This is a genomic window from Microbacterium sp., assembly GCF_017305435.1.
Lineage (GTDB): Bacteria > Actinomycetota > Actinomycetes > Actinomycetales > Microbacteriaceae > Microbacterium.
This window is the reverse complement of sequence record NZ_JAFKIP010000002.1, coordinates 449,598-462,169: the sequence shown is the minus strand read 5'-3', so window position 1 is coordinate 462,169 and position 12,572 is coordinate 449,598. Positions and strand designations below refer to the sequence as shown.

Genomic DNA, 12,572 nt, shown 5'->3' with positions numbered 1-12,572 from the left:
CTAGCTCTTCTCTGTGTGGGAGACGTCGTCGCGCGCTGCGTCGCCGTCGTGGTCTGTGGTGTCGGCCTTCAGCGCGGCCAGCGCGATCCATCGATCGTCGATCGGGGTTTCCGGCACGGTGCCTTCCGCCAGCTTCTCGCCCGTAGCCGGATCAAGACCGGGGCAATCCGGCTGGCACACCGGTTGGAACGGAAGCGACAGGACGATCGAATCCCGGACCGGAGTTTCAAGATCCACGTGGTCGTCTTGAACCTCGAAGTCGTTCGCTTCATCTCCAGAATACCCGAAGAGCTCCTGAAACTCGACTTCGACGGGCTCGGCCACGTCGGTGAGGCACCGTCCGCAGACACCGGTGTACCGGGAGCGGATGTCCGCAGTGACGAGGATCCCCTCGTGCACCGCCTCCAGGCGGACGTCGACCGTGACCGGTTCGCCCTGCGCGACCCACACGAGTCCCTCGCCCCACTTCTCGGGGGCGGGCACTTCGATCTCGAACTCGCGCATCTCTCCCGAGCGATGCAGGATGTCGCGCACCGGGAAGACGAACCGGCCGTTCACATGCTTTCTGACCACCTGTCAATGCTACCGGCGCAGCAGCCGGACGCGGTCGTTCAGCGCTCGCGCGCGCCGGTGTCGAGGAAGCGGGCGACGGGACCCGGGACGAACGGCGACACGTCACCGCCGAGCGCCGCCACCTGACGCACGAGCGAGCTCGACACGAGCGCGTGGGCCGGGTCGGGCAGGAGGAACACCGTCTCGATCTCGGCGAGGTGACGATTCACGATCGCCATGGGCGTCTCGTAGGCGACATCGACCTGGGAGCGGATGCCCTTGACGAGGACCCCGGCATCCACGTCCTGCGCGTAGTCGACGAGAAGACCCATGCTCCACGCGGCGACGACGATGTTCCCGGGGATCTCCTGCTCGCTGATCGACTGGTCGAGGAGCGTCAGACGCTGCGCGATCGGCAGCATCGCCTCTTTGCCGGGGTTGTGCACGACGAGCACGTGCACTTCGTCGTAGAGCCCGGCGGCACGGCGGATGACGTCGAGGTGACCGAGAGTCGGCGGGTCGAACGAACCCGGGACGACCGCGATGCGGTTGTTCATGGTTCTCAGCCTATCCGTCAGTTCTTGGCGAGCGCCGCGCGCTCCTCACGCCCGAGGCGCCGGCGCAGGGCGTCGGCGAGACCCGGATGGGCGAGGAGCGCGGGGTCGTCCGCGAGCACGCGCTCCGCCGCCTCTCGGGCGATCGCGATCACGTCCGCGTCGGCCACGACGCGCAGGAGACGGAGCGAGGAACGAGCCCCCGACTGCGCGTCGCCGAGGACGTCGCCTTCGCCGCGCAGTTCGAGGTCGACCTCGGCCAGCGCGAAACCGTCGGTCGTCGCGGCGACCGCCTCGACGCGCGAGCGGGCGGGCGTGCCGTCGGGCGCCTCCGTCACGAGGAGGCAGAGGCCGGGGAGCTCGCCGCGGCCGACGCGTCCGCGCAGCTGGTGGAGCTGTGAGACGCCGAAGCGGTCGGCTTCCAGGATGATCATGGTGGAGGCGTTCGGCACGTCGACGCCGACCTCGACGACGGTCGTGGCGACGAGGACGTCGATCTCGCCGCGCGCGAAGGCCTGCATCACGGCATCCTTCTGCTCCCCCGGCATCCTGCCGTGCAGGATCTCGACGCGGATCGTGTCGTAGAGCGGGTGGGATGCCAGCAGCTCACGCACCTGCGCGACGCCCCAGCGGGTGCGCGGCTGCTCCCCCTCCAGGACGGGAGCGGGCTCCGGCTCCTCCTGCCCCTTGCCGCCTGCCTCGGCGTCGATCGCCGCGCACACCACGAACACCTGACGCCCCTGAGCCACCTCTTCGGCCGCACGCTCCCACACCCGGCCGAACCAGCCGGGCTTCTCCGCGAGGGGCGCGACGTGCGTCGAGATGCCCGCGCGCCCGGCGGGAAGCGTGCGGATCGTCGACACGTCGAGGTCACCGAACACGGTCATCGCCACCGTGCGCGGGATCGGCGTCGCAGTGAGGACGAGCACGTGCGGCGCCGTCCCCTTCGCCCGGAGGGTCTCGCGCTGCTCGACGCCGAAGCGGTGCTGCTCGTCGACGACCACGAGCCCGAGGTCGGCGAACGTCGTCGAGGCGCTCAGCAGCGCGTGCGTGCCGACGACGATCCGGGCCTGACCGGATGCCGCGCGGAGCGCCGCCTTCCGCCGCTCGGCGGCGGGCAGCTGACCGGTGAGGAGTGTCGGCATGAGCTCAGGCGCGAGCTCCGGCCCCAGCATGCGGGCGATCGAGCGGACGTGCTGCGCGGCGAGCACCTCGGTCGGCGCGATGAGCGCGGACTGCCCACCCGACTGCGCGACCTGCAGCATCGCGCGGAGGGCCACGAGGGTCTTTCCCGATCCGACCTCGCCCTGGACGAGGCGGTTCATCGGCCACTCCCCCTCGAGGTCGTGGGCGATGACGTCGCCGACGGCGACCTGATCGACGGTCCGTGCGAACGGCAGCCGTTCGTCGAAGCTCTCCAACAGTGCACCCGCCGGTCGCGCCGTCGCAGACAGCGCGCGGACGAACTGTCGCTGCTGGAGGAGCGCCGTCTGCAGGACGAACGCCTCGTGCATCCGCATCGTGGCCCGCGCAGGCTCGACGTCGTCGAAATCGATCGGGGCATGGAGTCGGCGGAGCGCCGTGTCGGCGTCCCACAGTCCCTGCGCCAGTCGGAACGGCTCCGGAAGCGGATCGGGCACCGGCGCGAGCCGGTCGAGGATGTCACCGACGGCCTTCTGCACCTGCCAACTCGCGATCGTGCTCGTCGCGGGATAGATCGGGATGGGAGTGTGCTGTTGGACCTCGGCGTTCAGTCGCGCGGCATCCTCATCGTCGAAGAGCTCGTAGTCGGGATGCGCGAGCTGCTGCTGCCCCTTGAACTGGCCGACCTTGCCGGAGAAGATGCCCTGCCGCCCGACGCGCAGCTGATCGGCGCGCCACTTCTGGTTGAAGAACGTCAGCGTCAGCGCACCGACGCCGTCGCTGATGACGACCTCGACGATCGAGCCCGAGCGCTGCTTCATGGATCGCGACGACACCGAGCGCACCTCTGCGACGATCGTCACCTGCTCACCGAGCGGCAGCGAGGCGATCGGCGTCAGCTCGCCGCGGCGGGCGTAGCGGCGCGGATAGTGGTTCAGGAGGTCGCCGACCGTGGCGTGACCGAAGGCGCGCTCGAAGACGCCCGCCGTCTTCGCACCCAGCGCGTCGACGAGCGACGAGTCGAGCGTGAGCGAGGTCATGCGAGAAGTCTAGGCAGGGGGACGGACGGCATACGCCCGGAGCGGAATATGCCACCACGTACAGTTCTCGGGTGATCCGCCGTCTTCTCGCGCGCGTGTACTGGCTCTGCAGCCGCTGGACGCTGCGCACCGAGCCCGCACCGACCAGGCCCACCGTCCTCATCGGCGCACCGCACACCTCGAACTGGGACTTCGTCCTCATGCTCGCGATCGCGTGGCGCCTCGGCATCCCGGTTCGGTGGCTGGGCAAGGCGAGCCTTTTCGCGGGATGGCGCGGCCCGATCATGCGCGCACTCGGCGGAATCCCGGTGCAGCGCGACGACGCCAGCAGGGTGGTCGACGAGGTCGTCCAGCGCGTCCATGCAGGCGAGGTCTTCGGGCTCGTCGTGACGCCCGACGGCACACGCGGCGGGAACACGCACTGGAAGAGCGGCTTCTACCGGATCGCCCGCGCGACCGGGATGCCGGTGACCCTCGGCTACGTCGACCGCACCACGATGACGACGGGTCTCGGACCCACGATCGAGCTCACCGGCGACGTCGCCCGCGACATGGACCTCATCCGCGCCTTCTACGCCGACAAGGCGGGCGTCCGGCCCGAGCGCCGCACCGAGCCGCGCCTGAAGGACGAGGCCGCCGGAACGGCGTGAGACGCCCTCGCTAGGCTGAGGGCGTGACGCGCATCATCGCCGGGGCGGCCGGCTCGCTGACTCTCACAGTGCCCGAGGCGGGCACCCGTCCGACCAGCGACCGCGTACGCGAATCGCTGTTCGGCGCGCTCGAATCGGCGGACCTCGTCCACGGCGCGGCCGTCCTCGACCTCTTCGCCGGCTCCGGTGCGCTCGGGCTCGAGGCGCTCAGCCGCGGCGCCGCATCCGCCGACCTCGTGGAAAAGGCGCCGCGCGCGGCATCCGTCGCCGAACGCAACGCCCGTGCCGTCGCGAAGGCGCTGTCGGCGCCGCCGGCACGTGTCCACCGTGCGGCGGCCGACGCGTTCCTGCGGAGCACGACCGCGGCGTTCGACCTCGTCTTCGTCGATCCGCCGTACGACCTCTGTGCCGACGACCTCGCGGACACCCTCGCTCTCCTCGCGCCGCGCCTGGGCACGGATGCCATCGTCATCGTCGAACGCGCGACACGATCCGGCGAGCCGGGGCTCCCCCCGGAGCTCACCGTGGACCGTTCGAAGCGCTACGGCGACACCACGGTGTGGTGGCTGCGCCGGGCGCAGGGATAAGGCGCCGTCAGCCGCGGCCCGCATCCCAGTCCTGGTGCGGATCCCAGCCGAGGTGCCCGGTCACCGGCGACCCCGCGATCGTCACCGGCGCTCCGGCACGCTCCTCCGCCCTGCCGATCGGGACGAAACCGGTCGGCAGCGCCGCGCCCCGCGGGAAGCAGGCGAGGAGAGCGTGATCCTCTCCGCCGCGGAGCGCCGCATCGTCGAGGTCCGGCCCGAGGTCGAGGTCGAGGTCGAGCGTCACCCCCGATGCCTCCGCGAGACGGGTGGCATCCAGCAGCAGTCCGTCGGAGACGTCCATCATCGCGGTCGCACCCGCGCGGGCAGCGACGATCCCGAGACCGATCGGCGGCGAGGGCCGCAGCTGTGCGGAGAGATCCGCACGCTCCGGCGCGGTGAGCGCCTCGACGTCAACGGCGATCGGCACGCCCGCGGCATCGCGGAACCGCTCGAAGAGCAGAGCGAGCCCGCGCGCCGCCGGGCCCAGCTCGCCCGCGACGGCGAGGACATCGCCGGGGCGCGCGCCCGACCGCAGCACCGCCGGGGTGCCCTGCGGCACGCCGATCGCCGTCACGGCGATCGTGAGGACATCGGATGCCGTGAGGTCGCCGCCCTCGACGGCGCACCCCGGCGCCAGGGCATCACAGGCATCCCTCAGCCCCCGGGCGAGATCCTCGACGAACGACACCGAGGTCGCGTCGGGGAGCGCGAGCGCGACGAACAGCGCCACGGGCGCCGCCCCCATCGCCGCGATGTCGGCGAGGTTCACCGCGGCGGCCTTCCAGCCGAGGTCGTAGCCGCTCGACCACGCGAGGCGGAAGTCCGGCCCGTGCACGAGCGTGTCGGTCGAGACCACGACGCGTCCGCCGGGCGCGGCGAGGACGGCCGCATCGTCGCCGGGGCCGACGACGGCCCGTGAGGAACCGCGCAGCGCGTCGAGAACGCGCGCCAGCACGGCCTTCTCCCCGAGGCGCCCCACGGTGTCGTCGAGCCCTGCCGCGTCCGCCATGTCCATGCCTCCACGGTAGCCTGGTGGAGTGTTCCGACTGCGCGTACCCGGTCTCGTTCTCGCGGGCGCAGCTGTCGCCTCGCTGCTCGCGGGGTGCTCGTCGACCGTCTCGATGACGCCCGCGAAGGCGGCGAACGACCCGTCATGCGCCGCCGTCACGGTGCGCCTGCCCGACAGCGTCGACGGCCAACAGCGACGCTGGACGGACGCGCAGGCGACCGGTGCGTGGGGGGATCCCACCACCGTCCTCGTGACCTGCGGCGTCGCGGAGCCCGGCCCCTCGACGCTGCCGTGCGACACACGTGCGGGCGTCGACTGGCTGATCGACGACTCCGACGCTCCGCACTATCGATTCACGACGTTCGGGCGCACCCCTGCCGTCGAGGTCTACCTGGACTACGACGAGGTGTCCGGCTCTCAGGTGCTGACCGATCTCGGGCCGGCGGTCGGGCAACTGCCCACGACCGGTGCGACGTGCACCGACCGCCCGGCATCCTGATCGAGCTCCAAGGCATTCTGATCGAGCTCAACGCCAAGGCATCCTGATCGAGCTCAACGCCAAGGCATCCTGATCGAGCTCAACGCCAGGGCATCCTGATCGAGCTCAACGCTCGAGGGCGAGCTCGACCAGCTCCGTGATGAGATCGGGGTAGCTGAGGCCCGACGCGATCCAGCAGGTCGGGAACATCGAGATCGGCGTGAACCCGGGCATCGTGTTGACCTCGTTGACGAAGAACTCGGTCCCCGTGAAGAAGAAGTCGACGCGCGAGAGGCCCTCCCCGCCGACCGCCTCGAAGGCGCGGGCGGCGATGCGCTGCATCTCGGCGAGCTCACCGGACGCGAGCTCAGCCGGGCAGACGAGATCGATGCCCGGCGCGCCGAGGTACTTCGCGTCGAAGTCGTAGAAGTCGCGACCCGTGATGACGATCTCACCGGCCACGCTCACCCGAGGCTGAGCGCCCCCGCGCCCTTGCAGCACGCCGCACTCGACCTCGCGGCCGGTCACGGCCTGCTCGACGAGCACGGCGCGGTCCTCCGCGAACGCGGTCTCCAACGCGGCATCCAGCTCTTCCCACGAGGACACCTTGGAGACGCCGACGCTCGAGCCGGCGCGAGCGGGCTTGACGAAGACGGGGAGGCCCAGCGCACGGATGCGACGCTCCGCGTACGCACGGTCCCGGGCGAGGTCGCCACGGGTGAGGGTGACCCACGGCACGACCGGGACGCCCGCGGCGCGCAGCACCTGCTTCGTCGTGTGCTTGTCCATCCCGATCGCCGACATCAGCAGACCTGCACCGACGTAGGGCAGGTCGAGGAGCTCGAGGAAACCCTGGATCGTGCCGTCCTCGCCGAATCGGCCGTGCAGGATCGGGAAGACCACGTCCACCTCGCCGAGCGAACGGATGCCGTCGGCATCCGACACCCGCAGCTCGCGCGACCGCGCGGAGTCGGGCCACAGGATGCGCGTGCCGTTGTCGACCACCTCGGGGAGGTGCCCCGGATCGAGCGCGAACTTGCCCGGATCGTCGTCCTCGAGGACGTAGGCGCCGTCCCGCGTGATGCCGATCGGGATGACATCGAACCGTTCGCGGTCAATCGCCCGCAGAACGCCCCCGGCTGTTGCGGAACTGATCGAGTGCTCGCTGGAGCGACCGCCGAAGAGCACCGCCACCACCGCTTTGTCCATTCTCGGTCCTCTCGCCCGTGGGCTTGTCGTCGTCGGTCGTCAGATGCGGAGCGATGTCGCGCGGGTTCATCGTGCCGTCGAGCACCATCTTGACCTGCTCGACGATGGGCATCTGCACCCCGGCGTCGCGCGCGAGCTGCAGGACGGGCGCGACGGATGCGAGCCCCTCCGCCGTCTGGTTCATCTGCTTCACGACGTCCTGGAAGCTGTACCCCTGGCCGAGCAGGCGCCCCGCCGTGTTGTTGCGGCTGAGGGGCGACTGGCAGGTCGCGATCAGGTCGCCGAGCCCTGCCAGGCCCTGGAGGGTCTCCGGCTCCGCGCCGTAGGCGACGGCGAAGTCGGTCATCTCCACGAGCCCGCGCGTGATGATGGACGCTTTCGTGTTCTCGCCGTAGCCGACCCCGTCGACGATCCCGATGGCGACGGCGATGAGGTTCTTCAGCACACCGCCGAACTCGGTGCCGATCACGTCGGTGTTCACGAACGTGCGGAAGTACCCGTTCCGCGCCCGCAAAGCCACCGCTTCGGCGGTCTCACGGCTCGTCGAGGAGATGACCGCCGCGGTCGGCTGCTCGCGTGCGATCTCGAGGGCGAGATTGGGGCCGGATGCCACGGCGATGCGCGCCGGGTCGCAGTGCAGCTCCTGCTCGATGACCTGGCTCATCCGGAGCCCTGACCGCTTCTCGACGCCCTTCATGAGCGAGACGACCGGTGCGTCTCCGTCTGCGATGAGCGGGCGGACCGCCTTGAGGTTCTGTCGCAGAGCCTGACTCGAGATCGCGAGGTAGACCTGCGAGGCGCCGTCGAGAGCCTCCGAGAGATGCGTCGTCGCCGACATGGCGCGCGGCAGGTTGATCCCGGGCAGGTACTCGCTGTTGCGGTGCCCCTCCTGGATCTCGTGGGCGAGTTCGGCGCGGCGTGCCCACATGACGACGTGGGCGCCGCCGTCGGCGAGGACCTTGCCGAAGGTGGTCCCCCAGCTCCCCGAACCGATGACCGCGACCCGCGGCATCCCGGAGTCGATCCGGCGCCCGTCAGCTCTCGGACTCAAGGCGCCCCGTCTCCTTCTGCCCGTGGACGGCTGGGTCCCACCGCTCGGCGGGGGCCGGCTCGTTCCGCAAGCCCGCCAGCAGATCGCCGATGTCCGCCATGACGGCATCCGTCGCGGCGACGAGATTGGTGTTCGTGCGCGGGCCGGTGCGGAACGCGTCGAGGTCGACGGCGGGACCGAGCACGACGCGCACGCGCTTGCGCGGCGGCCAGAGGCTCAGCTTGCCGTAGCGCGGGAGGATCCGCTGAACGCCCCACGTCGCCATCGGGATGACGGGAAGGTCGCCCGCAAGGGCGAGGCGCACGGCGCCGGTCTTGCCGCGCATGGGCCACAGCCCGGGATCGCGCGTCAGCGATCCTTCGGGGTACACGATGACACCGCGCCCGTCCTCGGCGAGCTGCTCGGCCTGCACGATCGTCTGCTTCGCCGCGGAGGCGGTCGCCGCGCGTGCGACCGGGATCATGCCCGTCGCGCGCAGGAGCGCGCCGAGGACCGGCACACGGAACAGGCTCTCCTTCGCCATGAACCGCGGCGCGCGCCCGAGTCGCCACGTGGCGACCGCGACGATGACCGGGTCGAACTCGCTGTAATGGTTCGGCGCGAGGACGTAGGCGCCGTACTCGGGCAGGTGCTCCGCCCCCGTGATCTCGATCTTGGCGATGAGGCCCGTGAGGGGGACGACGATGCACGCGGCCGCCCAGAACACGCTGGGGCGGCGCTTCTCGGGGGAGGCGCGACGACGCGGCGGCACCGGTGCGCCTCAGTCCACGACGTCGAAGTCGGCGCCGAGGGCGGTGAGCTTGTCGAAGAACTTCTCGTACCCGCGGCGGATGATCTCCACGCCGCGGACGTGCGAGGTGCCCTCGGCGGCGAGAGCCGCGATGACGTAGCTGTATCCGCCGCGCAGGTCCGGTACGACGACATCCGCGCCGTGGAGCGGAGTGGGACCCGTGATGACGGCGGCCTGCTCGAGCGCACGGCGGGCGACGCGACGCTCGGGGCTCGCGAAGCCCTCGGGATGCACGACGATGTCGGCGCCCATCTTGTTGAGGGCCTGAGTGAAGCCGAGGCGGTTCTCGTACACCGTCTCGTGGACCGTCGAGACGCCTTCGGCCTGCGTCAGAGCGACGATGAGCGGCTGCTGCCAGTCGGTCATGAAGCCGGGGTGCACATCGGTCTCGACGACGACGGGCTTGAGAGCGCCTCCGCGGCGGAAGCGGATGCCGTCCTCGGCGATGTCGAAGTCGCCGCCGGCCTTGCGGAAGACATTGAGGAACGTGAGCATCTCGGGCTGCTTCGCTCCCCCGACGAAGATGTCGCCGTCGGTCGCGAGCGCCGCGCACGCCCACGACGCGGCTTCGTTCCGGTCGAAGATCGCCCGGTGGTCGTAACCGCGCAGGCTGTCGACGCCCTCGATGAAGATCACGCGGTTGGGCTCGTAGGAGATGATCGCACCCATCTTCTGCAGCACCGCGATGAGATCCATGATCTCGGGCTCGATCGCCGCCCCGCGCAGCTCCGTCGTGCCCTTCGCACGCACCGCCGTCAGCAGCACCTGCTCGGTCGCCCCGACGCTCGGGTACGGGAGCGTGATGTCGGCGCCGTGGAGACCCTCCGCCGGGGCGGAGAGCCGGATGCCGCTGGGGAGCTTCTCGACCGTCGCTCCGAAGGCGCGGAGGGCATCGAGGTGGAAGTCGATCGGACGATCGCCGATGCGGCATCCACCGAGGTCCGGGATGAAGGCCTGACCGAGCAGATGCAGCAGCGGTCCGCAGAAGAGGATCGGGATGCGCGAGGCGCCGGCGTGCGCATCGATCTCCTCGAAGTGCGCCGACACCGCACCGGACGGGTCGAGGCGCAGCACGTCGTCGCCCTCGTCGGTCACCGTGACACCGTGCACCTCGAGCAGCGAGCGGACCACGTGGACGTCGCTGATGTCCGGTACATCGCGCAGCACGCTCTCGGTCTCGCCGAGGAGAGCCGCCACCATCGCCTTGGTCGCGAGGTTCTTCGCGCCCTTCACCTCGACACGCCCGGTGAGGGGCCGCCCACCGCGGATCACGAGCATCCGGCCCATCGGGTCGCTGTCGCCGCTGCTGTCGCTGGGCTGTGCCGCCGAGGCATCGCTGACGAGGGTGTTCATTCGATGGGACCTCACTTGTGGATCGAGGGCGGGCCGGCTGCTCTCCCGGGTGCGGGAGGACCGGGCTCGGCTAGCGGACGGGGAGCGTCCGCGGCCGCCACGCCTCTCGGCGGGCCTCGAACTGCGCGATCTTGTCTTCATTGCGCAGGGTGAGCCCGATGTCGTCGAGCCCTTCGAGAAGCCGCCACCTAGTGTAATCGTCGATGTCGAAGGAGACCCGGAGGTCACCCAGCTGCGCCGTCCGCGCGGTGAGGTCGACCGTCATCTGCACGCCCGGATCCGCGGCGATCGCCGCCCACAGCGCCTCGATGTCGGCCTCCGAGACGACGCCCGTGACGAGACCCTGCTTGCCCGCGTTCCCGCGGAAGATATCGGCGAACTTGGGGCTCAGCACCACCTGGAAGCCGTAGTCGCGCAGCGCCCAGACCGCGTGCTCGCGGCTCGAACCCGTGCCGAAGTCCGGGCCCGCGACGAGGATCGACGCGCTGGCGTAGGCGGGCTGGTTGAGGACGAACTCCGGGTCCTGCCGCCAGTTGGCGAACAGTGCGTCGTCGAAGCCCGTCTTGGTGACGCGCTTGAGGTAGACGGCGGGAATGATCTGGTCGGTGTCGACCGCGGAACGGGTGAGCGGGGCGGCGACACCGGTGTGCGTCGTGAACTTCTCCATGTCAGGCCTCCACTCGCGTCGGCAGATCCGCCGGGCTCGCGAGCCGCCCGAGGACGGCCGTCGCGGCGGCCACGAGCGGGGAGACGAGATGCGTGCGCCCGCCCTTGCCCTGCCGGCCTTCGAAGTTGCGGTTGCTCGTCGAGGCGCAGCGCTCCCCCGGTGCGAGCTGGTCGGGGTTCATCCCGAGGCACATCGAGCATCCGGCGAAGCGCCACTCGGCACCGAACTCCGTGAACACCTTGTCGAGGCCCTCGGCCTCCGCCTCTAGTCGCACCCGTGCGGACCCCGGGACGACCATCACACGGACGTTCTCCGCCTTCGTGCGTCCCTCGATGACCGACGCGAACGCGCGCAGGTCCTCGATGCGGCTGTTCGTGCAGGAGCCCATGAACACGGCATCCACCGTCACGTCCTTCATCGGCGTGCCGGCCTGCAGGTCCATGTAGTCGAGCGCACGCTCGGCGGCGGCCCGCTCGTTGGGATCGGCGAAGGATGCCGGGTCGGGCACCGCGTCGGAGAGCGAGACACCCTGGCCGGGGTTGGTCCCCCACGTGACGAACGGCTCGAGCTCCGCGGCGTCAAGGAACACTTCGGCGTCGTAGACGGCGCCCTCGTCGGAGGGGAGCGTCCGCCAGTAGGCGACGGCGTCCTCCCAGTCCTGACCCGTCGGGGCATGGGGGCGGCCCTTGACGTACGCGAACGTCGTCTCGTCCGGCGCGACCATTCCCGCGCGGGCGCCGGCTTCGATCGACATGTTGCACATCGTCATCCGACCCTCCATCGAGAGCGAGCGGATCGCGCTGCCGCGGAACTCCAGCACGTAGCCCTGGCCGCCGTTCGCCCCGATCTTGGCGATGATCGCGAGGATGATGTCCTTCGCCGTGACTCCCGGACGGAGGTCTCCCTCGACCGTGATGGCCATGGTCTTGAAGGGCTTGAGCGGCAGCGTCTGCGTCGCGAGCACGTGCTCGACCTCGCTCGTCCCGATCCCGAACGCCATCGATCCGAAGGCACCGTGCGTCGAGGTGTGCGAGTCGCCGCAGACGACCGTGATGCCGGGCATCGTGAGGCCGAGCTGCGGCCCGACGACGTGCACGATGCCCTGCTCCTTGTCGCCCAGCGAATGCAGGCGCACGCCGAACTCCTCGGCATTGCGGCGCAGCGTCTCGATCTGCGTGCGGCTCGTGAGATCCGCGATCGGCTTGTCGATCTGCAGCGTCGGCGTGTTGTGGTCCTCGGTGGCGATCGTGAGGTCGAGGCGTCGGACGGGACGGTCCTCGGCGCGCAGGCCGTCGAAGGCCTGCGGGCTCGTCACCTCGTGCACGAGGTGCAGATCGATGTAGATGAGGTCGGGTTCGCCGTTCTCGCCCTTGACGACGAGGTGGTCGTCCCAGACCTTCTCGGCCAGAGTGCGGGGGCGCTCGACGATGTCGGTGATCTCGGTGGTCATGTCAGTCTCGTTCTCCTGCTAGCGGATGAGGCCCAGCAC

13 protein-coding genes are annotated in these 12,572 nt (G+C 70.3%); 3 read left to right on the top strand and 10 right to left on the bottom strand.

Features of this window, described 5'->3' with window-relative positions; genetic code table 11:
• The 3 genes from J0I43_RS02395 to J0I43_RS02385 are packed head-to-tail and all read right to left on the bottom strand — an operon-like array spanning position 1 to position 3,289.
• Positions 1 to 558 carry a DUF177 domain-containing protein gene (locus tag J0I43_RS02395; protein WP_292858412.1) on the bottom strand — a complete coding sequence of 186 codons (558 nt, stop codon included), beginning with the start codon at positions 556 to 558 and terminating at the stop codon, positions 1 to 3.
• Positions 559 to 611: 53 nt separating this feature from the next.
• Complete coding sequence (gene coaD, locus J0I43_RS02390) at positions 612 to 1,109, bottom strand: pantetheine-phosphate adenylyltransferase (protein ID WP_292858409.1); 498 nt, start codon at positions 1,107 to 1,109, stop codon at positions 612 to 614.
• Positions 1,110 to 1,126: 17 nt separating this feature from the next.
• On the bottom strand, positions 1,127 to 3,289 hold the full coding sequence (locus J0I43_RS02385; protein ID WP_292858406.1) for an ATP-dependent DNA helicase RecG: 2,163 nt from the start codon (positions 3,287 to 3,289) through the stop codon (positions 1,127 to 1,129).
• 71 nt (positions 3,290 to 3,360) lie between these two features.
• Between J0I43_RS02385 and J0I43_RS02380 the strand changes: the two genes are divergently transcribed.
• Together J0I43_RS02380 and rsmD are read left to right on the top strand one after the other, a co-directional pair.
• Entirely contained in the window at positions 3,361 to 3,939 is a 579-nt protein-coding gene (locus J0I43_RS02380; RefSeq protein ID WP_292858403.1) for a 1-acyl-sn-glycerol-3-phosphate acyltransferase, read from the top strand.
• Between the two features lie 23 nt (positions 3,940 to 3,962).
• Positions 3,963 to 4,526 carry a 16S rRNA (guanine(966)-N(2))-methyltransferase RsmD gene (rsmD, locus tag J0I43_RS02375; RefSeq protein ID WP_292858400.1) on the top strand — a complete coding sequence of 188 codons (564 nt, stop codon included), beginning with the start codon at positions 3,963 to 3,965 and terminating at the stop codon, positions 4,524 to 4,526.
• Positions 4,527 to 4,533: 7 nt separating this feature from the next.
• Here rsmD and thiL read toward each other — a convergent pair whose 3' ends face one another.
• Positions 4,534 to 5,535: a thiamine-phosphate kinase gene (gene thiL, locus J0I43_RS02370; protein ID WP_292859044.1), complete on the bottom strand. Its 1,002-nt coding sequence runs from the start codon at positions 5,533 to 5,535 to the stop codon at positions 4,534 to 4,536.
• Between the two features lie 28 nt (positions 5,536 to 5,563).
• Here thiL and J0I43_RS02365 point away from each other — a divergent pair, with 28 nt between their 5' ends.
• Positions 5,564 to 6,034 carry a DUF3515 family protein gene (locus J0I43_RS02365; protein WP_292858397.1) on the top strand — a complete coding sequence of 157 codons (471 nt, stop codon included), beginning with the start codon at positions 5,564 to 5,566 and terminating at the stop codon, positions 6,032 to 6,034.
• A 105-nt stretch (positions 6,035 to 6,139) separates the two neighbouring features.
• On the opposite strand, the gene J0I43_RS02360 is transcribed toward J0I43_RS02365, so the two are convergent.
• The 6 genes from J0I43_RS02360 to leuC form a co-directional block, all read right to left on the bottom strand.
• A complete protein-coding gene (locus J0I43_RS02360; protein ID WP_292858394.1) occupies positions 6,140 to 7,222 on the bottom strand; it encodes a D-alanine--D-alanine ligase family protein in 1,083 nt (360 codons plus the stop codon).
• Positions 7,128 to 8,234 (bottom strand): NAD(P)H-dependent glycerol-3-phosphate dehydrogenase, encoded by a 1,107-nt coding sequence (locus J0I43_RS02355; RefSeq protein WP_292859041.1) that lies wholly within the window; start codon positions 8,232 to 8,234, stop codon positions 7,128 to 7,130. The genes J0I43_RS02360 and J0I43_RS02355 overlap by 95 nt, the downstream gene beginning before the upstream one ends.
• Before the next feature lie 22 nt (positions 8,235 to 8,256).
• Complete coding sequence (locus tag J0I43_RS02350; protein ID WP_292858391.1) at positions 8,257 to 9,024, bottom strand: 1-acyl-sn-glycerol-3-phosphate acyltransferase; 768 nt, start codon at positions 9,022 to 9,024, stop codon at positions 8,257 to 8,259.
• 9 nt (positions 9,025 to 9,033) lie between these two features.
• Positions 9,034 to 10,416 (bottom strand): UDP-N-acetylglucosamine 1-carboxyvinyltransferase, encoded by a 1,383-nt coding sequence (murA, locus tag J0I43_RS02345; protein ID WP_292858388.1) that lies wholly within the window; start codon positions 10,414 to 10,416, stop codon positions 9,034 to 9,036.
• A 70-nt stretch (positions 10,417 to 10,486) separates the two neighbouring features.
• Positions 10,487 to 11,083 (bottom strand): 3-isopropylmalate dehydratase small subunit, encoded by a 597-nt coding sequence (gene leuD, locus J0I43_RS02340; RefSeq protein WP_292858385.1) that lies wholly within the window; start codon positions 11,081 to 11,083, stop codon positions 10,487 to 10,489.
• 1 nt (position 11,084) lies between these two features.
• Positions 11,085 to 12,533, bottom strand: coding sequence for a 3-isopropylmalate dehydratase large subunit (gene leuC / locus J0I43_RS02335; RefSeq protein WP_292858382.1), 1,449 nt, complete (start codon positions 12,531 to 12,533; stop codon positions 11,085 to 11,087).
• Positions 12,534 to 12,572: the final 39 nt, after the last annotated feature.